This window comes from Amphritea atlantica (genome assembly GCF_900111095.1).
Taxonomy (GTDB): domain Bacteria; phylum Pseudomonadota; class Gammaproteobacteria; order Pseudomonadales; family Balneatricaceae; genus Amphritea; species Amphritea atlantica.
In genome coordinates, this window is the sequence record NZ_FOGB01000001.1 from 44,123 (window position 1) to 68,755 (window position 24,633).

Genomic DNA, 24,633 nt, shown 5'->3' on the forward strand with positions numbered 1-24,633 from the left:
TGGTTTACAGGATATTTTTAAACTGTGTCGGGTGCTTGTCTGCGTCTCAGCCGCCGGGCCAGAAAAACGCAGGGTTGCGTTAGCATAAGGTTGAGCAGCAGACCGACAACAACACCAAAAACAATACCCTCTGAGGTCAGTGGCAGACCCGGCTTAAAGTTATCCAGGGTTTTCTCCAGATAGGAGTAGCGGGAGGGGGTAAACATATAGAGGGTTTTATTCAGCAGGTTGCCGTTGGCAAACACCGCTATACCCTGTTGTAGCTCAGCATACTGATCAAGGGTGGCCAGCTTTTGCCGGGCATCTGCTCTGACACTGGGCTCACTGTTCTGCTGGTGCTGTTGAATCATCGAGCGGACATCGGGGTAACCAAACGCTTTTGCGGTGGCCTCATAACCTTCGACCTGCCACTGTGTTGATGCATACATGCCCGCCAGAAACTGCTGATAATGGTCGGCCAGCTGTGGCACCTGTAACGCCAGTAACAGTGTGACGCCAAAGGTCAGTTTATCGAATAGTCTGCCAATCAACGGAATGCTTCCTGAGGTGGTCTGGTCAGTTAATATACCGCACCAGGGATCTTAGTAAAAACCAGTCGTTGGCGGGAGGTCCCATCTGCCCCCCGGGTTTTTTCTAGTTACTTCGCTGATACCGTCTTTCCGGGCGACCCACACTTCCGTAACTGACTTCGGTATTTAACTTACCGAGGCTGACCAGATATTCCAGATAGCGCCGGGCGGTGGTGCGGCTGGCGCCGATAATCTCGCCTACCTCTTCAGCATTCAGGGCAGAGTCGCGCTGACTGAATACCCGGCTGATATTTTCCAGTGTAATCGCGTCAATCCCTTTCGGTAATCTGGTGATTTCGACAGGTGGCATCTCCGCAGGGCTGTTACGTGGCATAACTTTATCCACATCACTCTGGGCCAGAGTGTCAAGGTTGTGCAGCTTTTGCAGATGCTGCTGGTAGTTTTGCAGGGTTTCCTGTAACCGTTCAAAGACCAGAGGTTTGAGAATGTAATCGAATACCCCACCGTGCAGTGCTTCGCGCAGGGTATTAACCTCTTTGGCGGCAGTGATCATGATAACGTCGATACTGCTGTTATCCGCACGTAGCTTGCGTAACAGGTCAAAACCGGTGCCGTTGGGGAACTGGATATCCAGTAGCAGCAGATCGGGACTCAGTATCTCTATCAGATCTTCGGCCTCTTCCAGGCGGTGTGCAATACCGGCCAGCTCGAAGCCCTCTATCCGTTCGAGAAAGCGCCGCTGGATCTCTGCGATCTGTGGATCATCTTCGGCGATAACAACTTTTATCATTTTAGCTAAACCCGAATTAATTTTTATTTTTGGGAATATACACGGTAAAGCGGCTACCCTCTGAAGGCCCGCTCTCTATAGTTATAGTGCCATGAAGTTTATCCAGCAGGTTTTTGACCAGATGCAGGCCGTAGCCATGACCATCCCGGTTTTTACTGCTGAAACCTTTTTCAAAGATTCTGTCCTGTTGCTCAGGTGGAATACCCGCCCCCTGATCCTCGATCTCAAAGATCAGATCATTACCCAGATCCGTCATCGACAGATGCACTTTACCGTCGCTGCCTTGATGGTTCAGGGTAGCTTCCAGTGCGTTGTCGATCAGGTTGCCGATAATACTTACCAGTTGCTCGCGAGGAAGCTTATCTGGCAGGTTGGTCATCTCGCTTTCCGGGTCGATAACCAGTGCAAGACCCATCTCCCGTGCACGATTATATTTGCCCAGCAAACAGCCGGCGAGTACCGGATCAGGCGCCGCTTTCATCAGCAGCTTGATCAGCGCCTGATGGCTTTGTGATTCCTGACCGATCAGTTGTAGTGCCTGATCGGTGGCGCCTATCTGGATCAGTCCGGCGATGGTGTGCAATTTGTTGGAATATTCGTGGGCCTGACTGCGCAGCGTATCGGCATACTGCTGAATCCGGGTCAGTTGCTGGCTGACCATATCCAGTTCATCCTTGCGGCGGAAACTGGAGACAACACCAGTGATCTGTTCGCCCTGTTTCAGCGGCAACCGGTTGGCGATAATGCAGTGATCCCCGCGCCAGACTTCACTGTCAAACTGGGGTTCGCCGGTTTGCAATACTTCCAGCATTGAACTGTCGGGCAGCACCTCTTCCACCCTACGGCCAATCAGCTCGCAGTTTTTGGGTAAGCCCAGGGTTTCAATGGCTGTCTGATTGATGGTGGTTATTTCGCCTGTGCTGTCGATCGCGATGATGCCTTCACGGACCGACTCCAGGGTGGCCCGCTGTTCGTCAAACAGATGGGCAATCTGCTCCGGTTCCAGACCGAAGATCGCTTTCTTGAAATGATAGGCAAACCAGACCGCTATTGCGGCGCTGAGAATAAAGGAACAGAGAATGACCAGAATCAGCGTGACCCGATACCGGTTAATGATCTCAGTAACCCGGTCGAGGCCATAACCCACCGATATTAATCCGGAAATACTGCCATCGGCACTGATCACCGGGGCTTTGCCCCGCATCGACCAGCCCAGTGAGCCAACGGCTTTAGAGATATAGCCATGCCCCTCTATCAGGGCGGGATAACCGGTATCACCGTCATCGTCGGCCATTGAGTGGCCGATCTTTTCTACTTTAGGGTGGGCCAGGCGGATACCATTACTGTCGCCGATAACCACAAAGCGGGCACGGGTGGTGTCTGCCAGCGCCAGGCTTAATGGTTGCAGGTAATGGCTGTCCCGTTGCTCTACCGATTCAATAACCTGAGGCATGGCGGCGATGGTTTTAGCGACATCCAGCGCCCGCTGACCGATCTGTTCATCCAGCGAACGTTCCAGGTAATGCAGTGCAAACAGACCGATAAAGCCGGTCTGAATCAGTGCCATGACCCCCAGAATCAGGATCATTCGCTGTTTCAGTTTTAGCTGGAGAAGCCTCATCTGTACTCTCTTTGCGGATTTTCTGACTTTGCGGATTTTCTGAGATCGCTGATCTTAGTTTAGTTAGTTTGATTACGTCTGTGCAGATAGTAATCAATCTGCACCCGCTTGACTCGTAAACTTTATGAACAAAATGAATTTTATGTTTTAAAAATCCTTTAAATTCATAAGCTTTCATAAAAATCTTCGGAAAACTAATGTGCATATAACAATAAGAACCAGAACTCTGTACGAGGAAGTCCGAATGTTTTGTAAAACTGTAAATAAGAAAACCCTGATCGCTGCTATGCTGACTGGCTGTCTGACAGCCGGTGCTTCTCTGCATGTGGCGGCGGTGGAGAGTATACACTTTCTGATTCCAGGTGGCGCTGGTGGTGGCTGGGATGGTACTGCACGTGGTACCGGTGAAGCACTGAGCAAAGCGGGCCTGGTCGACAGTATCTCCTACGAGAATATGTCCGGCGGTGGCGGTGGTAAAGCGATCGCTCACCTGATTGAAACGGCCGATCAGAATCATGACACACTGATGGTGAACTCAACTCCCATCGTGATCCGCTCTCTGTCAAAAGTATTCCCACAGTCTTTCCGTGATCTGACACCGGTTGCCGCGACCATTGGTGATTTCGGTGCCTTCGTGGTGAAGAACGATTCAAAGTACAAAAGCTTTAAAGATGTTGTTGCTGAATTTAGCGAAAACCCTCGCGCGATTAAGATTGGTGGCGGTTCAGCCCGGGGCAGCATGGATCATCTGGTGGCGGCGATGGCCTTTAAAGCCGCCGGTGGCGATGCCCGTCAGGTACGCTATGTTGCCTACGATGCTGGTGGTAAAGCGATGGCGGGTCTGCTGTCTGGCGAAACCTCCATCCTGTCTACCGGATTCAGTGAGGCACTGGCGCTGGCAGAGTCGGGTGAAGTCCGGATTCTGGTCATGACCGGCGATGAGCGCAACGCCGCAGCACCGGACGTACCTACCCTGAAAGAGCTGGGGTATGACGCAACCTTCGTCAACTGGCGTGGCTTTTTTGCCGCACCGGGTATCAGCGATACAGAGAAAGCTGAGTTCGTTGACACTCTGAAGAAGATGTACCAGACACCTGAGTGGGAAACCGTGCGCGCCCGTAATGGTTGGGTTGAGATCTTTAAGCCTGACGATCAGTTTATTGCCTTTCTGGAACAGCAGGAAAAAGAGGTGGGTGATCTGATGCGTGAGCTGGGTTTCCTTAAGTAAGCCTTCGTATTATCGGGCTGATTGCAGTCAATCAGCCCGATGCTCTATTGCTGCGCTGTTTCACCTGAGTGTGTTTGTTTTCTCCGGGCCTCAATCGACTGCGCTTAGTATAGGTTAAGCGCCTGGCCCGGAGTTTTTTGTTATATCCGACAGATTGCCCTCTGTCCGGGAGCGTTACATGATTATTACCAAAGACCATATTGGCGGAATGGGGTTTCTCCTGTTATCGGCTTTCTACGGTTACTATGCCGGCGATATTCCTTTGTTGCCTGGCGATGAGTTTGAACCCTTTCATGCCCGTACGGTGCCGTATGCACTGGCTATTTTAGGCGGTGTTATCTCCCTTGCACTGTTGCTGACAGCAGAGAGAAAAGCTGAAAAACGTTTGCGGTTAAACAACTATGATTTTGCCCTGGTGGCAAAACTGTTGGTGCTGATAGTGATCTTCGGACTGGCACTCGAATGGATCGGTTTTCTGCTCGCCACCGTGTTATTCCTTATCGCTGGTTTCTGGTTGCTGGGCGAACGTCGTACCAAAATGCTGCTGATGGTGTCCGTACCTTTTGCGGTGGGGATCTGGTTTATCCTCGCCAAACTGCTGGATATCTATCTGGCACCGGGGCAACTGTTCGTTCAACTGTTTGGAGGGTAATGCAATGTTAGACGGAATCTTTACCGGGCTGAGCACTGCGGTGATGCCCTTTAATCTGTTGATGGTGGTCGTGGGGTGTTTTGCCGGCACCTTTATCGGCATGTTACCAGGCCTGGGGCCTATCTCGGCGGTAGCGCTGATGATTCCGATCACCTATGGTCTTGATCCATCTTCCGGGATCATTCTGATGGCGGGGGTATACTACGGGGCGGTATTCGGTGGATCAACGTCATCGATTCTGATCAATGCACCGGGTTGTGCCAGTACTGTAGTGACAGCTTTTGACGGTTACCCACTGGCACAACAGAATCAGGCGGGTAAGGCGCTGGCGCTGGCTGCCTACTCATCTTTTACCGGCGGTACTGTCGGTGCACTGGCTCTATTGTTTGCGGCCCCGGCACTGGCAAAAGTATCGCTCAGCTTTCAGTCGACCGACTATTTTGCCCTGATGATTCTTGGGCTGACTGCGGTGGCTGCGTTTTCGGGTAAGGGGCAGGTTTTGAAAGCCCTGCTGATGACCGTGTTTGGCCTGATGATTGCGACAGTCGGTACCGATACAACCTCGGGTGCAACCCGCTTTACTTTTGGCAGTATCGACCTGATCGACGGTGTCAGCTTTCTGTTACTGGCGATGGCGACTTTCGCGCTGACGGAAGTGGTGATGACAGTGCTGAAAGGCGAGCACCGGGAAGAGGAAGAACAGGTTGATATGAGCAAGCTGGGCAGCATGAAACTCAGCAGAGAGGAGATCAAAGAGGTTGCCCCGACTATTGGCCGCTCTTCGGTATTTGGTTTTCTGGTAGGGGTATTGCCGGGCGCCGGCGCGACTATCGCATCGTTTCTGGCCTACGGTCTGGAGCGTAACCTGGCATCCGCTAAAGAAAAACTGAAGTTTGGTAAGGGCTCACTGCGGGGGCTGGCAGCACCGGAGTCGGCTAACAATGCGGCCTCTACCGGTTCATTTGTACCACTGCTGACGCTGGGGATACCCGGTTCAGGTACGACTGCGATTATGCTGGGGGCGCTGATTGCCTATGGTATTCAGCCGGGTCCACGGTTGTTTCTGGATCATCCGGATGTGTTCTGGTCGGTGATTATCTCAATGTATTTTGGCAACCTGGTGTTGCTGATTCTGAACCTGCCACTGATTCCCTATATCTCAAAGTTATTGGTGATTCCACGGCCGATTCTGATTCCGATGATTCTGTTTTTCTCCATCACCGGGGTTTATCTGGTCAGTTTCAATACCTTTGATATCCAGATGATGGTGGTCATTACGGTGATTGCAATCTTCCTTAAGCTGCTGGAATTCCCAATGGCGCCGATGTTGCTGGGCTATATTCTCGGAGGTCTGATGGAGACCAATCTGAGCCGGGCACTGGTGATCTCTGACGGCAGTCTGGCGTTTCTCTGGGAGCGTCCGCTGACGCTGGCAATTATTTCGATTGCAGTGATTGTATTGGTTGTCCCGCCGCTGCTGGATCTGGTGCGCAATCGCAATCGTACCCGGGGACCCGAAGTTGCCGTGAATGAAGGAGAGGGCTGACCCGGTTTTTTACCGCCCGCTGTAAATTGCAAAAACCCTGGCCATTGCCAGGGTTTTTTTATGCCTGTCGGGTGCCGTAAACAAAACGAACTTAATGCGGTGTATAAACAATAAATACTTTATTTTCAATAACTTCAAATGGGTTTCTGTTCTCTTTAAAGTGACTCAAACGCTAAGGTTCGCATCAGCCTGAGATGTCTGAATGGCTGTTCGAGTGAAGCGATTAGAGAGCACCAATGGGCTTCAGGAACCCCGAAAACCTGAACAAAAAATATAAAAGCAATCCATTAACGAAGTGGAGAATACGATGAAGAGAGTAGCACTGACTACTGCAATTTCAGCCGCTATGCTGGCTGGTTCCGTTCAGGCAGCCACCATCTACGAAGGCAACGGCCTGAAATATGACTTGAAAGGGGATCTGCAGGTTCAGTTACGCCAGAAGATTGGTGATAACCAGGATCAGGATCTGGAGTTTGACGATCTGGAACTGAAAAACCGGGTAACCTATGACCTCAATGACGGTATGAGTGCGTTTGCACAGCTTGATTACAGTTTTGACAAACGCGCCAACGATCAAAGTGCCGACTCTCAGGATGGTGGTAAGCTGGAAGAGGCCTATCTGGGGCTTAAGTTTGACAATATTGCGTTGCGGGTCGGTAAGCAAAACTATTCCACCGATGAATTCAGCGTTGAAAAGGCGTATGAGACCGTAGTTGAGGACGATATTTTTGACCTCAACGATGATGCTGGTGATGATGTTATCCGTGTCGATGCACAGTTTGATAATCTGTTTGTGTCGCTCTCTACTGACCTTAAAGCGGAAGGTAATGCGGACAGCGATGGTACTAAATCCACTGATCTGTTTGTCTCAACCGACCTGGGAAATGTGGGGCTGATGGCGGCGTATCAGAACTATCAGGAGATGGGTTCAGATTCCGTTTCTTCCTGGGGTGTAGGCGTCACTTTTGATGCCGGCTTTGCCAGGTTTGGGGCTGATTACGGTTCAATGGAAGATACCGCTGATGTCTATAACCTGGTGGCATCTTTCCCTGTTGCCGAGACGACTACGGTTGCGGTGGGCGTTCAGAACCGCGATGAAGATGCGGGTGATGATATAACGGGTTGGTACGCCAACGCGACCTACAAGTTCCCTGAACAGAAAGCGGTGAGTGTATTTGGAGAGATCGGTGATACCGATGCCGACAATACCGATCCAGGTTATCTGGTGGGTATGCGTATCGTCTTCTGATTCTCTGCGGTGGTACAGTGATTGCGCCTGATTGTCCTCCCCTTCGGGCAAGTTATCGCACACGGTACCGCTCATCAGCGCAGAGCAAGCCCGGCAGTGATGCCGGGTTTTCTTATTTGTAGGCCTGTAACGCAGCGATTAACCGGCTGCGGGTTCGCGCTTTTCCAGTTTCAGGTAGTTATCGATCCCTTTGATCCTGTCTTCAGCGTGGTGGTTCACATAGAGCACTGAGGTTTCGCTACCGGCGCAGATCTTTTCGATCAGTGCCAGAACCAACTGGCGGTTCATATCATCCAGCCCCAGACAGGGTTCATCCAGAATCAGCAGGGGAGGGTGTTTAACCATCGCCCGGGCGATCAGTAGCAGACGCTGGTCACCGTAAGAGAGTTTGTTGAACGGGGTATCTGCCCGGTCAGACATGCCCAGCAGGGCCAGCCACTCGTCGGCGATTTTTTTCTGCCGGTCGGTCGCTTTGGTGTACAGACCGATACTGTCGTAGAACCCGGAAATAATGACATTTCTCAGCCCGGTGCCCACCTTATATTCCCACTGCAGGGCAGTGGAGACATAGCCGATAAACTGTTTAATCTGCCAGATGCTCTCGCCGTTGCCCCGCTGAAAGCCAAATACAAAAATATCGTTGACGTAACACTGGGGATGATCGCCGGTGATCAGTGACAGCAGGCCGGTTTTACCACTGCCGTTGGGGCCACTTAGCTGCCAGTGCTGATTGCGTTCGATAGTCCAGTCCAGGGAGTCGATAATACGGTGACCATCGTAGGTGATATTGATCTTGTTGAGTCGCACCAGAGGTTGCGTCGGATCGAGCCTGGGAATCGCAGTTTCCGGATCCGCGCCCGGTACTTCAAGATCAGTGGTTTTCAGATGGAGCAACTGATACAGCTCGTTATAGGCTTTGCTGTCGTGACGGTCGATCTGATGCTGCAACCGGCCATGATCCACATAGGCGATATGGGTGATAAAGTCGGGAAACTCATCAAAGCGGTTCAGCACCAGCACCATCGGCACGCTCTCCACCAGGCCAGCAAGATACTGCTGCAACATCTTCAGGGTATCTGCATCGAGGCCATCAAAGGGTTCGTCCAGCACCAACAGATCAGGTTCGCTGGCCAGCGCCCGGATCAGCATCACTTTACGGGACTCTCCAGTAGAGAGTTTGCGGAAGGCCCGGTCCAGTAGCGAGTCCAGTTTGAACATCGTTACCAGTTGGCTGATCAGCTCAGGATTACGCCCCCCTTCGCAGAGGATCTCCCTGACCGGTGTCCCCTCTGAGATAACGTCCATAATATCGGCGTCATCCTTCTTACGTTCCCGCTCGATCAGCTCAGCCTGGGCTTCAAAAGAGACCAGTCCGACCTTTGGAGGGAGACCTTCAAGAGTACCGCTGAGTGTGTCTCCAGCGCCTGCCAGCACGGCAGCTAATGCTGATTTACCAGAACCGTTAGCACCGGTTATCACCCAATGCTGGGTGTCGTCCAGTTGCCAGTTGATCTCATCCAGTTGAAAGCGATCATCGAAGTTAACTGTCAGGTTGTCGAGGCGAATATTCATAGTTATCTGCTTTTAACTATTGAACTCGCCAATACTTTGTTAAAAACAGGCTTAAAATGCTTATTTACTACAGTAAATTCCGCTTTCTCGCCCGTTTTTGCCGCGTCTTGGCTTCGCTCAATACGTTAAGTTACATTAATAGTAAGGCCAAAAAAAAGGCCGGGCGATTAAGCCCAGCCCTTTCTGGAAGTAAGATCTTAGTTAATTAAACGATCTTCTTCATGTCAGCCATGTGGCCACGCAGTACCGCACCGATCGCTTCAACCGGGTGTGAACGCAGTGCAGTGTTCACTTCGATCAGGCGGGCGTTGTCGACGCCGGTATCTTCCAGATCCAGACCCTTACCGATAACGTCGGTTTTGATGTCCTTCATGAAGTCAGCCAGCAGTGGCAGACACGCGTGGTTGTACAGGTAGCAACCGTATTCAGCAGTGTCAGAGATAGTTGCGTTCATCTCATACAGCTTCTTACGGGCGATGGTGTTAGCGATCAGCGGAGTCTCATGCAGTGACTCGTAGTAGGCAGAGTCAGCGATGATGCCAGCCGCAGTCATGGTTTCGAATGCCAGCTCAACGCCCGCTTTAACCATAGCAACCATCAGGATACCGTTATCGAAGTATTCCTGCTCGGAGATCTCAACATCGCCAGCCGGTGTTTTCTCGAAGGCAGTTTCTGCCGTTTCAGCACGCCAGCCCAGCAGGTTTTTGTCATCGTTCGCCCAGTCTTCCATCATAGTGCGGGAGAAGGTGCCGTCGATGATGTCATCCTGGTGCTTGTTGTACAGCGGACGCATGATCTGCTTCAGCTCTTCAGACAGGTCGTATGCCTTGATCTTAGCTGGGTTAGACAGACGGTCCAGCATGTTGGTGACGCCGCCGTATTTCAGTGCTTCGGTGATAGTTTCCCAGCCGTACTGAATCAGCTTGGATGCGTAACCTGGATCGATACCCTCTTCAACCATCTTGTCGAAGCACAGCAGAGAACCGGTTTGCAGCATACCGCACAGGATAGTCTGCTCACCCATCAGGTCAGATTTAACTTCAGCGATGAAAGAGGACATCAGTACGCCCGCTTTGTGACCGCCGGTACCGACAGCATAGGCTTTCGCCAGAGCCAGGCCTTCGCCTTTAGGGTCGTTGTCTTCGTGAACGGCGATCAGGGTAGGAACACCGAAACCACGTACATATTCAGCACGTACTTCAGAGCCCGGGCACTTAGGTGCAACCATGATAACGGTCAGGTCTTCACGGATCTTCATACCCTCTTCAACGATGTTGAAGCCGTGAGAGTAAGACAGGCAAGCGCCTTCTTTCATCAGCGGCATAACCGCGTTAACAACGGAGGTGTGCTGCTTATCAGGTGTCAGGTTCAGTACCACGTCAGCCGTCGGGATCAGTTCTTCATAGGTACCGACAACAAAACCGTTTTCGGTCGCATTTTTCCAGGACTGACGCTTTTCTGCGATCGCTTCAGCACGCAGTGCGTAAGATACATCCAGGCCGCTGTCACGCAGGTTCAGACCCTGGTTCAGGCCCTGAGCGCCACAACCGATAACAACCATCTTCTTGCCTTTGAGGGCTTCAACGCCATCGCTGAACTCGTCGATAGACATGAAGCGGCATTTGCCCAGTTGTTCCAGTTGCTCACGCAGTGGCAGCGTGTTGAAGTAGTTATTAGACATATTCTGATAGTTCCGTTTGATTAAGTCGCAGCCCGGTCGGCACGACTGTAAATTCTGTTCATTTTACCAGGCGGGAACAGTGTTACCGGCGAGGCTCAAATTCAGGCAGGGCAATATTATACAGAGACACCCGCTGAAGTTTAATAGCGCTACTCTATATAAAAATATGTCTTGCGTATATTGATATATACACATCACAGTATTGCAAAATATGAAATACACCTGATGCCGTACTTAATCCGGAAAAACTGATCCCGATTGGGTTTCAGCCGCTTTTTTATAAAAACCTCTGAAATGCTATGGCTTTTTAAGCTTCTTTTAAGAACTTGTCATTAATATGGCCACTATAGAGATCGGTCATGGATATGAACGGTATGAGGAGGCTTTAAGATGTCAACGCACGATTCACAACAAGTAGTAAAGGTCTGGGACCCCCTTGTCAGGGTCTTTCACTGGTCGCTGGCACTGTTTTTTACGGTCGCTTATCTGACGGAAGGTGACTTCGAAACGGTGCACTTCTATATGGGGTATGGGATCAGCGCTCTGATTCTGTTTCGCCTGCTGTGGGGCATTATTGGCCCCAAATACGCGCGCTTCACAAATTTTGTAACCGGCAAAGAGAAAGTGGTTAGTTACCTGAAGTCGCTGCTAACCGGCAAAGCGGAACACTATGTTGGCCATAATCCGGCTGGCGGCATCATGGTGGTTGCGCTGTTGCTGATGCTGGCACTGACCTGCTTCTTCGGCATGGCTCTGATTGCGACTGACAATATTGGGCCGCTGGCCGGCACCTTTGTGGCCTCATTTAATGAAGATCTGGTGAAAGAGCTGCATGGGATTTGTGCCAACGGCACTCTGGCGCTGGTATTTATTCATCTTGCGGGCGTGGTCGTCAGCAGTCTGCTGCACCGGGAAAATCTGATTCGCGCCATGGTAACCGGTGTCAAAGTGATCGGTGCAAAAAAATCAAAGGTTGAGACTGTTAAAGGAGAGAGTCATGTCTAAAAAAAGATGGTTGCTGGCAGGCCTGATTGCCAGTCTGGCAATGACCGCAAATGCCGGTGTTATTGATCAGAAGCTGGATCAATACCGGGCTGCGGGGGCCACAACGTTCAGTGCTGATGCCGGACAGGCGCTGTGGAACTCAGATAACGATGGTCGAAGCTGCACGCAGTGTCATGGTGCTGATCCAACCGGTGTGGGCAAACACGCGAAAACCGGTAAAGCGATCAAACCGATGGCGCCGTCAGTAAACCCAAAACGGTTTACCGATAGCAAGAAGATCGATAAGTGGTTTTTAAGAAACTGTAAATGGACGCTCAACCGTGAGTGTACTGCGCAGGAAAAGGGTGATTTCTTAGTATGGATCAGGGGGCAATAAACGTATGAAACCAGGAATGAAGAAAATGGCGGGATATATTCGTTATGGTGTGGCAGGCAGCTTTATCGTCGCCGCATGGGGATTGGGACTCACCGGCGTTAGCAATGCGTCTGGCACCTACAGTGCCGGTAACGCGACAACTGCAGAGGCCGTTGTCTACCGGGAGGAGTGTGGAGCCTGTCATGTCGCTTATCCTGCGCGTTTGCTGCCAGCGGAAAGCTGGAGCACTATAATGACGACGCTGGATGATCACTTTGGTGAAAATGCTGAAGTGTCGGATGAAACCGCTGCGATGATCAGCGCTTATCTGACGGATAATGCGGGTAAACCGGGTCGTGGAATGTTAAAAAGAGTTAAGGGCGATGCGCCTTTACGGATTACAGAGCTGCCATACTTTGTGCGTAAACACGATGAGGTGCCAGAGCGTATGGTCAGTGGTAATGCGGAAGTAGGTAGTTTCAGCAACTGTAATGCGTGCCATCAGCGCGCAGAAAGTGGAGACTTCGATGAAGATTCGGTTCGCATTCCTGGTTATGGCCGTTGGGATGATTAACCAGGCCTGTGCCGGTTCTGATATCACTGATGCACAGGTGCGGGAGTGGGTGGCCGAAGGCAGAATCATGTCCTTTGTCGATATTATGGCTGCCAATAAATCCCGCCTTGATGGTCGCCTGCTCGATCTGGAGATCGAGCAGGAAGATGACAGCATCGTCTATGAAGTTGAGGTGCTGCGCGAAGATGGTGAGGTGCGGGAGTTTCATATCGATGCGGCGAGCGGTTCGGTGTTAAAAGAGGAACGGGACGATTGAGAATCTTACTGGTCGAAGATGATCTGGAACAGGCTGAGGCTCTGAAGCGCAGTCTGCAGAAGGCCGGTTATGTTGTCGAGATGGCACATAATGGCACCGATGGACAGTTTCTCGGTGATGAGGAGCAGTTCGATGCGGTTATACTCGATCTTGGCTTACCGGAAATTCCGGGGCTGGAGGTGCTCAGACACTGGCGCCAGAAGGGCAATCATGTGCCGGTGATTATTCTCACTGCCCGGGATGCCTGGCATGAACGGGTTGATGGGCTGAATGCCGGTGCTGATGATTATCTGGGTAAACCGTTTCATGCAGATGAGGTGATCGCCCGTCTGCAGGCCGTGGTCAGACGTACCGTGGGAAAAGCCGATAATGTACTGGAATGGAAGGGGGTCCGGTTGCTGCTGGCTGAGCAGCAGGCGATTGCCCAGGATGGCCGGGTGATCACCCTGACATCCACCGATTTTCGGTTGCTGCGGCACTTTATGATGTATCCCGATAAGGTGCACTCGAAAAGCTATCTGAGTGAGCAGGTTTATGAAGAGGAGCAGATCAAAGACAGTAATGTGATCGAGGTCTATGTAAACCGGCTGCGTAACTATTTTGGTAAAGACTTTATAAAGACCCAGTGGGGCAAAGGGTATCGGATAGGCGAGTGAACAGTGATCTGAATAAACCGTTAAAAGCCCCCGCCATGGTGAGAATGTCGATTCGCCGGCAACTCAGTCGTAGTCTGATTGTCGCCCTGTGCCTGACGATGGGGGCACTGCTGATGGTGGTGAACTGGGGTATTGGTCAGATCTCCCACGAATATATTCTTTCCCGCCTTAAACATGATGCCGAATCGATTATTGCCGCTTTGCAGTTGCAGCCTGATAATCAGACATGGGAGGTGGGCCCCCGCGGCACAAGCACCGTCTATCAGCGTGCGCTTTCCGGGCATTACTATATGATAACCGGGCCAGATATAGAGATCAGAAGTCGCTCTTTGTGGGATTATCCGGCGCAATTTGCCACGCTTGCCAAGGGGGAGGAAAACAGTTTCGAGATGCCCGGTGCCGATGGTCAGCACTGGCTGGTCTGGCAACTGGGGTTCAATAAAAATGATACCCCGTTTACGCTGACCATTATCGAAGACAGCTCACCGCTGGATGCCCTGAAATGGCGATACTCATTCTGGGCGCTGCTGGTACTGGCTGGTGGTGCGATTTCGCTGTTTTTTATGCAGCAATGGATTCTGACCCGCAACTTCCGCTATCTGGATTCGGTTCGGGAGAAGATCCAGTCGTTCCGTTACGCAGAGGATAAGCCCGATCTGAGCAGCGTACCGCAGGAACTGGCGCCCCTGGCGGATGATATAGATCAGCTGCTGCAACAGTTAAAACAGCGGGTCAGTCGCACCCGTAACTCCCTGGGAAATCTGGCCCATGAGATCAAGCGTCCGTTGCAACGGTTGCAGCAGCTACAGGATGAATCGGTCACCGAGTTTGGCGCGGATATCAAAGCACTGCTGGATGATATTCAGTGGCTGATTCAGCGTGAGCTGAAACGGGCCCGGATAGTCGGCGTATCATCGCCAGGGCGGCAGACTAATCTGGCGGTCGATCTGCCTCCGCTGATCAATATACTGAGTAAGTTATACCCGGCGATCCGTATTGAAACGGACCTGTCAGCGGCCGGCACTCTGCCGCAGGATCGTGATGATATGCTTGAGCTGATCGGAAACCTGCTCGATAACGCCTGCAAATATGGTCTGAGTGAGGTGTACTTAACGGTACAGGTGACTGAAGACTTGGCCGTGATAAGGGTGCTGGATGACGGTAAAGGGTTGCCACAGGAGAGTATCGAACACCTGTTGCAACGTGGTCAGCGTCTCGATGAACGGCAGGAGGGGGCTGGATTAGGGCTGTCGATCTGTAACGATATTATCGAAAGTTATCAGGGCCGGCTGACACTGGAAAATCGTGAGCCCCATGGTATCCGGGTGACCATCGAGCTGCCATTGCGCTGAATAGCTGATAACCTCTGCATAACACGCCGTTGCCGCAGACGGTTATGGTTCTGTTTTTAAGGAGTGTGGATGGATCAGGCTTTTATTGACCAGGCATTGCAGCAACTGGCCTGTGTCGATGACGATATTGCCCGTGCACTGCCCCAGGCAGGCGCTCCGGCACCCCGACAGAGAGCGTCAGGTTTTGCCGCACTGCTGGCGATTATTATCGGTCAGCAGGTGTCTACCGAGGCGGCTGCGGCGATTCGGGGGCGGGTTGAAACACTGTTGGCCGAGGTTAGCGCTGAGCGGCTGTTGGCGGTGGATGATCAGGCGTTGCGAGACGCCGGAATGTCCTGGCGTAAGATTGAATATGCCAACGGTCTGGCTGGTGCCGTTGTCGATAAAACCCTGGATCTCGACGCGCTGCCCCATCTGCCTGATGATGAGGCGATCAGAGTGATCTCTTCGCTGCGGGGCTTTGGTCGCTGGAGTGCAGAGATCTACCTGATGTTTTCGCTGCAACGGCAGGATATTTTTCCCGCCGATGATCTGGCATTGCTGGTGGCTTTAGGACGCTTAAAGCGCCTGACGCAAAAACCCACACCCAGGCAGGCGCGGGATCTGATTGAGCACTGGGCACCCTATCGCAGTGCCGGCTCACTGTTTCTCTGGCACTATTACCGGGGTGCACCGGTGTAATCCGTTGTCATTGATCTGGAATTTATTGCTGTCTGCGTGGTCGACTAATGAGTCGTACTATTTTTCAGTCGCGGCATTACGTTTAATTGTTGAGGAATCTGTATGACCGATAGTCAAAACTCTCATAGTGTTAAGTTCTGGCTCACCATCATCGCCTTTCAGATCATCTTTGGTCTGGTTGTGTTTGGCTTTACCCGGCAGTATTACCTGTCAGAGCCACAATCAGCGGCCACTAAGCCCAATCTTGACTGGCCCGTGGCCGGGCAGACGCTCTCCGGTGATCTGCTAACGGGTAAAGCAGGCGGTGCACAGGGGCGTACACCCTCAGCGATGGGCTCTGCCGCTATGGGAGGCTCTGGAATGGGGGGCTCAATGGGCGGCTCAGGCATGGGCGGCAACAGTGTTGGCGCAACATCCGATCTGAGCGTGCTGCAGGACCCGGTGGAGATCTCCCGTATGGCCAATGAGATGTTTGCCAAACAGGACTATCAGCAGGCCGCCAAACTGTATGAAAAACTGTTGTCGTTTGACCCGGAAAATGCCGCCACCTACAACAACCTGGGACTGACACTGCATTATATCGGTCGCTCAGATGAAGCCCTTAAAATGTTGGATGAGGGATCAATTATCGATCCATCCAATCAGCGAATCTGGCTGACCCTGGGGTTTGTCAGCAATCAGATGGGTGATACTGAAAAGGCCCGCACCGCGCTGAAAACCGCTGTAGATCTGGGTGCCGATACCCAGGTAGGGCAGTCTGCTGCGAAGATGCTGGCAGAACTGCCCTGATTAAACGGTCGTTATCTACCGCCCTGATCTTTGTTCCTGTCCTCTGTGGTGAATTGATAGCAAGCCACTGAGGACAGAGAGAGGGAAGGCCCTCAGCCGTTTGGTTTTACGCGACAGAGGTTTATACCCCGGATCTGATTTTCATAAACATCATTTTTGTTCAATAAATGTACAGTTGCCTCTCGACATTGGGGCCTTAACTCTTTAAAGTTGCCGCACTATTAACAGCATCGTTTTTGCGCTGTGTAACCTGTACTTTTCAGGACTCTTTTTCCGGATTCTCTTTCAGTACATTCTTTCCAGAACACTCTTTTCAGGACTGACTCCTTTGATCTCCTCTGCGAACATCACCATGCAGTTTGGCGCTGAGCCGCTGTTTGAAAATATCTCCGCTAAATTCGGCAACGGTAACCGTTACGGCCTGATCGGTGCCAACGGCTGTGGTAAATCCACCTTTATGAAGATCCTCAGCGGTGAGCTGACGCCGACGGCGGGTAATGTGTCTATAACACCGGGGGAGAAGCTGGGTATTCTCAGTCAGAACCAGTTTGCTTTTGAGGAGTATACGGTGATCGACGCGGTGATTATGGGGGATGCCGAACTGTGGAAAGTGAAACAGGAACGTGACCGGATCTACTCTCTGCCAGAGATGTCGGAAGAGGACGGCATGAAGGTCGCCCATCTTGAGGTGGAGTTTGCTGAGATGGATGGTTACAGCGCCGAGAGTCGTGCGGGCGATATCCTGCTGGAAGCCGGTATTGCAGAAGAGTTTCATTTTGGCCTGATGAGTCAGGTAGCTCCGGGCTGGAAACTGCGGGTGCTGCTGGCCCAGGCACTGTTTGCCAATCCCGATATTCTGCTGCTGGACGAGCCCACCAACAACCTCGATATCCACACCATCAGCTGGCTGGAGAATGTGCTCAACCAGCGTAAGAGCACCATGATCATCATCTCCCACGACCGTCACTTCCTCAACGCTGTCTGCACCCATATGGCGGATATCGATTACGGTGAGCTGCGAATCTATCCCGGTAACTATGATTACTATCTGGAAGCCTCTGCGCTGATTCGTGAACAACTGTTGTCGTCCAACGCCAAGAAAAGTGCCGAGATGGAAGATCTGCAGGCATTTGTTAACCGTTTCTCGGCGAACGCTTCGAAAGCGAAACAGGCCAGCTCGCGGGCGAAGAAACTGGAAAAAATTGAACTGGATGAAGTAAAAACCTCGAGTCGGCAGTTCCCCTCAATCACTTATAAGCAGGACAGAAAGCTGCATCGCCAGGCGCTGATTCTGGAAGAGATGGGCCATGGCTTTGAGGATGAAATGCTGTTCTCCGGTGGCAATCTGATTCTCGAAGCGGGTGCCAAACTGGCGGTTATCGGTGAGAACGGTGCCGGTAAAACCACCTTCCTGCGCTGTCTGATGGATGAGTTGCAGGCAAAAGAGGGCACCGTGAAATGGTCGGAAAATGCCTCAATCGGCTACTGTCCGCAGGATAGCTCGGCTGACTTTAACTGCGATCTGACGCTGTTCGAGTGGATGTCACAGTGGCGTACGCCCAAACATGATGACCTTAAAGTCCGTGCACTGCTGGGACGTTTGCTGTTTACCGCGGATGACTTCAATAAGAAGGCCCGGGTCTGCTCCGGTGGTGAGAAAAACCGACTGCTGTTCGGCAAACTGATGATGATGGATATCAATGTCCTGATTATGGACGAGCCCACCAACCACATGGATATGGAAGCGATTGAAGCACTGAATATCGCTCTGGAAGGGTTTGATGGCACACTGATCTTTGTCAGCCATGACCGCGCCTTTGTCTCGTCGCTGGCGGACAATATTATTGAGATTAAAGATCACAAAGTGATCCACTTCCCCGGTACCTTTGATGAATATCTGGATAACCAGACCAAAGCTGCCCGGGTCGCCTGAAGGAAGGAGCAAACCGCTAAAGCTAGCTCACCACAGAGGTCACAGAGAAAAGATTCATAATGTTCTTCTCCGTGGCCTCTGTGCTCTCTGTGGTAAATATTGCTGGATTATGAGACAGCGAAGGTGCAACCCCTGAACCTGGCTCACCACAGAGGACACCGTACCCAAGGGGCATCCTAAGAACACAGAGGAAAGATTAATAAGCTCTTCTCTGTGGCCTCTGTGTACTCTGTGGTAAAAATTTATTATCCCCCCGGTTAGCCAAAGCACAGCACCAGAGGTGTTTCAGTGCTCTCAGACGAGCTCTCTCAGACAGTGCTCTCAGACAAAGGCAGTGACGCGGCGGGTTGAGCCACCGGAAACACCCGGTCATAGCTCCAGTTAAATACCAGGGTGTAGGCCATTACCGCGAAAATCATCACCATATCCACCACCAGTGCCTGCATAAAGGTCACATCCAGCCACCAGACAATCAGCGGCAATGAGGTGGCAGTCAGTGTGATTTCCAGTCCCATCGCATGAATAATCCGGCCCAGCAGTTTTCGCTCGGTGGGAACCCTGCCACGACGAACATCATAGCGATCAAACAAGTAGTTAAAGATCGGGTTGATCAGCATCGCCTTGAGACTGATCACCACGGATAACATCCCCACATCAACGATATCCCGGTTGAGCATCAGAGACATCATCGGCGCCAGCAGGGTCAGTAACAGCGCCTCAAACATCAGAGTGTGACGCAGACGATCCATGGGAGTACGGGTAATAATAGGCTGATTCATGATGGCTCCTTACAAATTCCCTGTCAGCTGACAGTGCTTAAATGATGGTGGCCATTCTAGGGTTTATTTAGATAGATAAAAGTTAGATACTATCTGAATTTCAGATAGGTTGAGGGTGTGCAGATGGCAGGTATTGATCAGTTGGAGGCCTTTGTAATGGCGGCTGAAACCGGCTCGTTCTCGGCCGCCGCCCGGCGTCTGGGAAAGGCGCAGTCCGCGGTGAGTACAGCGATCAGTAATCTGGAGCTGGACAGTAATGTCGAGCTGTTTGATCGCAGCAGCCGCAATCCGGTGCTGACAAAAAGCGGAGAAGCACTGCTGGAATACGCCCGCACCGTGCTTCACAGTCAGCATGAGTTTCGTGTCCATGCCCAGGCGCTGGGGCACAGTGATGAGGTCGAACTCTGTCTGGCGGTGGAGCAGAGTATCTCCAACCGGCCACTGATGGCGATTCTGCACCGCTTCGAACAGCGATTTCCCCATATTCAGCTGGAACTGCTGGACCCCGGCGGCAGCGATGTCGCGGAACTGGTGCGCACCAACCGTGCGGATATCGGCCTGATGCTGGAGCGCGAGAGCTATCCTCAGGGGTTTGGTTTTCGCGGCATCGGTTATTCTGAGCGGGTGGCAGTGTGCCGCCATGATCATCCCATTGTTGTTAAACAGCCGGTGTCACATGCAAACCTGCGTGCTTATCGGCAGCTGGTGCTGCGTAGCCTGGACCTCAGTGATCGCAGCCATGAACGACTGATGTTCAGCCCCAGTATCTGGTTTTCAGAAAGTCCCCACCTGATTATGGACCTGCTATGCAGTGGTCTGGGGTGGGCCTATCTGCACCGTAATGTGGTGCAGGAAAAACTGGATAGCGGCGAACTGATTATCCTGCAACGGGACTATCAGAAGGTCGCCAGCTTGCAGGGGATCGACGTGGTCTGGGCAGAAAACCGTTCCCTGGGTAGTGCCGGTAGCTGGCTGCTGGAAGAGCTGTCACAGCTGGATCTGACTGTGTAAATCTTAGAACGCGGCTTCGTCGCTTGCTAGAACGGAGCCTTCGGCTCCTGCTAGTGGCTAGACGGAAACTTCGTTTCCTTGCTAGAAAAAGCGAAGAAAAGAGCATAAAAACCGTGGTTAGAATGAGGCTGCGCGGCTTGTTCGCGGGGATACCACAGGGTTTGATTCCTTTAATTTTGTAATGATAAAGCGAAGACGTGGCTAGAACGGAGCCTTCGGCTCCTGCTCGTGGCTAGACGGAAACTTCGTTTCCTTGCTAGAAAAAGCGAAGAAAAGAGCATAAAAAGCCGTGGTTATAATGTGGCTGAGCGGCTTGCTCGCGGGGATACCATTGGCTTTGATTCCAGTGGTTTAGGGATGAAAGTATGTCAATTGTCCCTGTTCAGGGGACCCCCTTTCTCTTGAACACTGAAAATAGTGAACTAACTCTTTGATTCAACTGAATATGGGTATTATGATTGAGGCAAGTTTATGGCAGGGACGCGGCCTCTGGAAGCACTATAATTCTGTAAGATGCCTCTCTTAATTAGTGCTAACCTGCTGATTTATAATATAAAAATGTTTTTTGGTCTATCGGGCTTCCAGAATTATAGTGCCTGGGAGTTATAGTGCCAAAGGGCACTATAATTAGCTGTTAACTGTACCTATGACTACCAACGCACAAAAAGAGCGAGAAATGGTTTACGCATCTCAATTGGCTAAAACCCTAGGGGGCAATTGGACTATTGAGTTTCCAGACGATGAGCGTGAATGGCCTGACTTGCTCGTTCACGATGGAGTTCAGCAGTTTGGACTAGAAGTAAGAGAAATTACTAAAGATAAGGAAACCAAAAAAGGCTCCATACGAAGAGCCAGCGAGGGTCGCAACAATCAAATTATTCAGAAGCTCGCTGATAGCTATTATCAGCAGACTAGCATTCCTATAAAGGTTGGAATCTTGGGAAATATTGATAATGAGACGGTAATACTAGAATCTCTATTGCAGTTCTCCATCGAATCTAAGGAGTGGGATAACATAAGAATAGATACGAATAAGAACTCTATAATCTACGCTACCCACCTTCCTGAAGAAATAGGAATCTATAAACGATGGGAGTATGTCGACGATAGAGTCGGGTGGGTAAGAGAAATCGATAGTGAATTTCTAGCACCATTTATCATAGAGAAGGAAAAAAAGATTCCGAAGTATAAAATTCACCTAGATGATATACGGCTTTTGTTGGTCGCTGATCCTACATATAGTTCTGGTCAGCTCTTGTTTACGGATAACAAAATTGATATTGAAAGTGAGTTTAATGAAATCTATTTTTTGGTCTATCCAAATGAAGTTCATCGAGCAAACAGTTAACAAGGCAAGCAAGAGGAACCGCCTAGACGGCGGCCCCTTCTTGCGGCGTTAGGTGAAAGGAATCAAATTGAGATCGAATCAAGAAAAGTTCATAAAATATGAAGAAGAGAGAAATACTCTCTTTGTCTTTGGTGCAGGCGCATCTATTGCAGAAGGCGCTCCATTACAAAAAGACATTTTAAAGCTGATCTTCGAGTCTAATGACAAGCAATTAACTTCCTCTGAAGCTGCTAATCAAGTACGCGTCTTTATTAACGAGAATTTTGATCTAACTGAAGATGGATACCCAACGCTCGAATCAGTATTTGGTTATCTAGAATACTTTATTAGCAAGCGAGAAGGTCTAGGAAAAGAGTATACAACCTTAAAAATTATCGAAATCAAAAAAGCTTTGATACAGCTAGTACATTATGTGATTTCAAAGCCCATGGCAGATAAAAACAACACATATCGGAAATTTTGGAGTGCTGTCTCTGAAACCAATAGGAATATCTCTGTTGTAACTATGAATTACGATACGCTTCTAGATGAGGCGTTTGACTTTTTATATCCCGATAGAGGTTATATTGATTATTGCATTGAGCTAATGAATTATAATCATTATGACAAAATTGACCCATTTCATTGGTGGGCAAACCCCCGAGATCCTGTAACAGTATGGGATGGCGGTGATCCTAAGCCAATAAAACTCATTAAAGTACATGGCTCACTGAACTGGAAATATTGTAATTGCTGCAATCAAGTCTTATTAACGGCATGGGACACTAATATCGATCTAAGCTCTATGGCTTTCAAAGGGTTCACATATGCCAGCTGTGGCAATTTAGAAACCCAAGAATTTGAACTTGTTTGCCCATTAGATGGAAACAGGTTCGATACATTTATAGTCCCGCCGTCCCATATTAAAGATCTTTCTCATCCAGCTATTAACAAATTACTCGACGAGGCGGCAATCGAAATTAGGAAGGCTAAAAAAATAGTATTTGTAGGTTATTCATTTCCAGAAGCAGATGTTCATATAAAAGCTCTCTTTATAAAAAACATGAAGAACGATGCTGAATTACACATTGTTGATCCTTATATAAACAGCACTATTAGGTCTAGTTACAAATCCTTATCAGCCGAACCTTTTTTCTATAACAAAACATTTGATGAGTTTGTAACTGATAACTTATCAAGCCTGATAGAATCACCATACAAGTGACTGTGGTGTTCTGTCAATAATATCAGGCTGATTTTTCATTCCAGCGCTCCTCGTTTTTCAGCATAGTATTTAGGATGACGATCAGTTTTCTCATGCAGGCGATCAGAGCCACTTTAGGGAGCTTCCCTACGGCCTTCAGGTGCTCGTAATAGCGTTTAAAAACAGGATTGCACTGTATCGAAGAGAGCATTGCCATAAACATCACTGTGCGTATGCGATGGCGGCCACCTCGGATACGACGTTTACCGTTGTACGAACCGCTGTCGCGGTTCATTGGCGCGACGCCGACCAGGGCGGCGATCTCTTTTCGGTTTAGTTTTCCAAGTTCTGGCAGTTCGCTGAGCAGAGTGTAGGCCAGGACTTTACCGACACCGGGAACACTGGTCAGTATTTCGGTTTTAATGCGCCAGTGCTTGACTTCAGCCACAAGCTGATCGAGTTTCAGAGTGAGCTTTTCGATCTGAGTTTGTAGCGATTTAAGTAAGGCTTTGATGGATGAGTGCAGCTCCTTTGGCATGATCTGGAGACGGTTTTTCTCCATAGTTTGCATCTCTAATAGCTGAGTGCGCCGGATAAGTAAATCCTTGATTATACGGGACTGTCTGTCGGGTATAGGCTTGATATCAGGTTGAATAGTGGCTGCGAATTGCGCAATCTCTGTGGCATCAATTTTATCGGTTTTAGCCAGTACGCCGATGGCTTGAGCGTAGCGTCGGATATTAGTGGGATTGACCACCACAACAGGAAGATCTACTTTGTCGCAGGCAAAGACAAAAGCGTGCTCGTAACGCCCGGTAGCTTCGGTTACGATACGTTTAACCTGATGAGTTTTAAGAACCTGGACGATCTTGTGAATATGTTCATCATCGTTGGGTATTGAGAAATGGAGATCTAATGGATGAAGGACTATATCAAGTTTCGATTTACCGACATCAACACCGACGTTGATTTCAATGTGACTTTTCGTATTCATCATAATAAGCTGACTCTGCCTTGCTATGCGGGCTCGAGGCCCCAATGACTGTTCGAGTTATTGCTTCGGAGTTATGCAGCGCTACCCACTTGTTATCGGTCTCTCGTATGAGGAGCCGGCCAATCATCGAGCTACTGCATAAAGACCCTCAATGGCCGTTGAGGGTGGGCCTCCAATTTACCCTGAAATGGAACGGAATTAACCATACAAGGCCAGGCAAATCGGACACAAACTCGCTGTCACCTTTTTTGCAAACGGCGCAATAAAGGCGCCATCAATTTTGTGCCGTTGCTAGCGGCGTTATGTACTTTAAGGAATAGCCAGGAGAACATTACTTGAAGCTAACTGAAATATTAGCCATTTACGCTGCGCTTCTTTCTACAATTGTTTTCTTTTGGAATGTCGTCAGAACAGTTCCTAGATACAAAGTAGATATTGGATTTGGTATAGAAAGTGAAAATGATCAACCGAAACATGGAGTTTACATTTCAACAAAAAATCCATCGCCCCACACTGTACATTTGGCGAATATAGATATTCTTTACCGTCATAGCGAGGAAAGCTTTTTCGAGCGGGTTAAATTCCTATTCAAGTATAAACGCTTACCAATCTCTGTAGGCTGGGTATATTCAAGTCTTTCACTTTATAAAATTGATGACAAATGTCCAATATCATTAGAATCAGGAAAGTCTCACATGGTTTTTGTTCCTAATGAAACCTTAGAGGAAATTTTGGAAGGTTCTTGTAGCCGAGATTTAAGAGCTTGTGTCAGCGATCAATTATGGAGGCGAAAATATTCAAATGTTTTTGTATATCCAAAAGATGGCATTAGTAGAAATTAACAACGT

At 50.0% G+C, this 24,633-nt stretch carries 24 protein-coding genes; 17 read left to right on the plus strand and 7 right to left on the minus strand.

Going from position 1 to position 24,633, the window contains the following annotated elements; translation table 11 throughout:
• Positions 1-17: 17 nt before the first annotated feature.
• The 3 genes from BMY09_RS00210 to BMY09_RS00220 all read right to left on the minus strand — a co-directional run bounded on the left by BMY09_RS00210 (position 18) and on the right by BMY09_RS00220 (position 2,941).
• Positions 18-530, minus strand: a complete 513-nt coding sequence (locus BMY09_RS00210; protein ID WP_091352351.1) for a DUF2937 family protein — start codon at positions 528-530, stop codon at positions 18-20.
• Between the two features lie 103 nt (positions 531-633).
• The gene (locus BMY09_RS00215; protein WP_091352353.1) at positions 634-1,320 is read right to left on the minus strand and encodes a response regulator; all 687 of its coding nucleotides are present in this window, start codon (positions 1,318-1,320) and stop codon (positions 634-636) included.
• A 16-nt stretch (positions 1,321-1,336) separates the two neighbouring features.
• The gene (locus BMY09_RS00220; RefSeq protein WP_091352356.1) at positions 1,337-2,941 is read right to left on the minus strand and encodes an ATP-binding protein; all 1,605 of its coding nucleotides are present in this window, start codon (positions 2,939-2,941) and stop codon (positions 1,337-1,339) included.
• A 244-nt stretch (positions 2,942-3,185) separates the two neighbouring features.
• Here BMY09_RS00220 and BMY09_RS00225 point away from each other — a divergent pair, with 244 nt between their 5' ends.
• The 4 genes from BMY09_RS00225 (at position 3,186) to BMY09_RS00240 (ending at position 7,616) form a co-directional block, all read left to right on the plus strand.
• Positions 3,186-4,169 (plus strand): tripartite tricarboxylate transporter substrate binding protein, encoded by a 984-nt coding sequence (locus BMY09_RS00225; RefSeq protein WP_091352358.1) that lies wholly within the window; start codon positions 3,186-3,188, stop codon positions 4,167-4,169.
• Between the two features lie 178 nt (positions 4,170-4,347).
• Entirely contained in the window at positions 4,348-4,821 is a 474-nt protein-coding gene (locus BMY09_RS00230; RefSeq protein WP_091352361.1) for a tripartite tricarboxylate transporter TctB family protein, read from the plus strand.
• A 4-nt stretch (positions 4,822-4,825) separates the two neighbouring features.
• Positions 4,826-6,367 carry a tripartite tricarboxylate transporter permease gene (locus BMY09_RS00235; protein WP_091352364.1) on the plus strand — a complete coding sequence of 514 codons (1,542 nt, stop codon included), beginning with the start codon at positions 4,826-4,828 and terminating at the stop codon, positions 6,365-6,367.
• Between the two features lie 307 nt (positions 6,368-6,674).
• The gene (locus tag BMY09_RS00240) at positions 6,675-7,616 is read left to right on the plus strand and encodes a porin (RefSeq protein WP_091352367.1); all 942 of its coding nucleotides are present in this window, start codon (positions 6,675-6,677) and stop codon (positions 7,614-7,616) included.
• A gap of 138 nt (positions 7,617-7,754) precedes the next feature.
• Here the strand turns inward: BMY09_RS00240 and modF are convergent, their stop codons facing one another.
• Together modF and ilvC are read right to left on the minus strand one after the other, a co-directional pair.
• Positions 7,755-9,188: a molybdate ABC transporter ATP-binding protein ModF gene (gene modF, locus BMY09_RS00245; protein ID WP_091352370.1), complete on the minus strand. Its 1,434-nt coding sequence runs from the start codon at positions 9,186-9,188 to the stop codon at positions 7,755-7,757.
• A 205-nt stretch (positions 9,189-9,393) separates the two neighbouring features.
• On the minus strand, positions 9,394-10,869 hold the full coding sequence (ilvC, locus tag BMY09_RS00250) for a ketol-acid reductoisomerase (protein ID WP_091352373.1): 1,476 nt from the start codon (positions 10,867-10,869) through the stop codon (positions 9,394-9,396).
• Positions 10,870-11,259: 390 nt separating this feature from the next.
• Between ilvC and BMY09_RS00255 the strand changes: the two genes are divergently transcribed.
• The 9 genes from BMY09_RS00255 to BMY09_RS00295 all read left to right on the plus strand — a co-directional run bounded on the left by BMY09_RS00255 (position 11,260) and on the right by BMY09_RS00295 (position 18,470).
• Positions 11,260-11,874: a cytochrome b/b6 domain-containing protein gene (locus BMY09_RS00255; protein WP_091352377.1), complete on the plus strand. Its 615-nt coding sequence runs from the start codon at positions 11,260-11,262 to the stop codon at positions 11,872-11,874.
• Positions 11,867-12,250 carry a DUF1924 domain-containing protein gene (locus BMY09_RS00260; protein WP_091352379.1) on the plus strand — a complete coding sequence of 128 codons (384 nt, stop codon included), beginning with the start codon at positions 11,867-11,869 and terminating at the stop codon, positions 12,248-12,250. Before BMY09_RS00255 ends, BMY09_RS00260 begins: the two co-directional genes overlap by 8 nt.
• A 25-nt stretch (positions 12,251-12,275) precedes the next feature.
• Positions 12,276-12,803: a diheme cytochrome c gene (locus BMY09_RS00265; RefSeq protein WP_217647364.1), complete on the plus strand. Its 528-nt coding sequence runs from the start codon at positions 12,276-12,278 to the stop codon at positions 12,801-12,803.
• Entirely contained in the window at positions 12,757-13,059 is a 303-nt protein-coding gene (locus tag BMY09_RS00270) for a PepSY domain-containing protein (protein WP_245756466.1), read from the plus strand. Before BMY09_RS00265 ends, BMY09_RS00270 begins: the two co-directional genes overlap by 47 nt.
• On the plus strand, positions 13,056-13,715 hold the full coding sequence (locus BMY09_RS00275) for a response regulator transcription factor (RefSeq protein ID WP_091352387.1): 660 nt from the start codon (positions 13,056-13,058) through the stop codon (positions 13,713-13,715). The genes BMY09_RS00270 and BMY09_RS00275 overlap by 4 nt, the downstream gene beginning before the upstream one ends.
• Positions 13,712-15,067, plus strand: coding sequence for a sensor histidine kinase (locus BMY09_RS00280; RefSeq protein WP_091352390.1), 1,356 nt, complete (start codon positions 13,712-13,714; stop codon positions 15,065-15,067). Before BMY09_RS00275 ends, BMY09_RS00280 begins: the two co-directional genes overlap by 4 nt.
• 69 nt (positions 15,068-15,136) lie before the next feature.
• Positions 15,137-15,748 (plus strand): DNA-3-methyladenine glycosylase family protein, encoded by a 612-nt coding sequence (locus BMY09_RS00285; protein ID WP_091352392.1) that lies wholly within the window; start codon positions 15,137-15,139, stop codon positions 15,746-15,748.
• A 102-nt stretch (positions 15,749-15,850) separates the two neighbouring features.
• Positions 15,851-16,537 (plus strand): tetratricopeptide repeat protein, encoded by a 687-nt coding sequence (locus tag BMY09_RS00290; RefSeq protein ID WP_091352395.1) that lies wholly within the window; start codon positions 15,851-15,853, stop codon positions 16,535-16,537.
• A 328-nt stretch (positions 16,538-16,865) separates the two neighbouring features.
• Positions 16,866-18,470 carry an ABC-F family ATPase gene (locus BMY09_RS00295; protein WP_091352396.1) on the plus strand — a complete coding sequence of 535 codons (1,605 nt, stop codon included), beginning with the start codon at positions 16,866-16,868 and terminating at the stop codon, positions 18,468-18,470.
• Between the two features lie 308 nt (positions 18,471-18,778).
• On the opposite strand, the gene BMY09_RS00300 is transcribed toward BMY09_RS00295, so the two are convergent.
• The gene (locus BMY09_RS00300) at positions 18,779-19,249 is read right to left on the minus strand and encodes a PACE efflux transporter (protein WP_091352399.1); all 471 of its coding nucleotides are present in this window, start codon (positions 19,247-19,249) and stop codon (positions 18,779-18,781) included.
• Positions 19,250-19,372: 123 nt separating this feature from the next.
• Between BMY09_RS00300 and BMY09_RS00305 the strand changes: the two genes are divergently transcribed.
• The 3 genes from BMY09_RS00305 (at position 19,373) to BMY09_RS00315 (ending at position 22,812) form a co-directional block, all read left to right on the plus strand.
• Entirely contained in the window at positions 19,373-20,260 is an 888-nt protein-coding gene (locus BMY09_RS00305) for a LysR family transcriptional regulator (RefSeq protein ID WP_091352402.1), read from the plus strand.
• 646 nt (positions 20,261-20,906) lie between these two features.
• Positions 20,907-21,608, plus strand: coding sequence for a hypothetical protein (locus BMY09_RS00310; protein WP_091352405.1), 702 nt, complete (start codon positions 20,907-20,909; stop codon positions 21,606-21,608).
• A gap of 67 nt (positions 21,609-21,675) precedes the next feature.
• Positions 21,676-22,812 carry an SIR2 family protein gene (locus tag BMY09_RS00315; protein ID WP_091352407.1) on the plus strand — a complete coding sequence of 379 codons (1,137 nt, stop codon included), beginning with the start codon at positions 21,676-21,678 and terminating at the stop codon, positions 22,810-22,812.
• A gap of 22 nt (positions 22,813-22,834) precedes the next feature.
• Here the strand turns inward: BMY09_RS00315 and BMY09_RS00320 are convergent, their stop codons facing one another.
• Positions 22,835-23,785: an IS110 family RNA-guided transposase gene (locus tag BMY09_RS00320; protein ID WP_091353826.1), complete on the minus strand. Its 951-nt coding sequence runs from the start codon at positions 23,783-23,785 to the stop codon at positions 22,835-22,837.
• 335 nt (positions 23,786-24,120) lie between these two features.
• Here BMY09_RS00320 and BMY09_RS00325 point away from each other — a divergent pair, with 335 nt between their 5' ends.
• Positions 24,121-24,627, plus strand: coding sequence for a hypothetical protein (locus BMY09_RS00325; protein ID WP_091352410.1), 507 nt, complete (start codon positions 24,121-24,123; stop codon positions 24,625-24,627).
• Positions 24,628-24,633 lie beyond the last annotated feature (6 nt).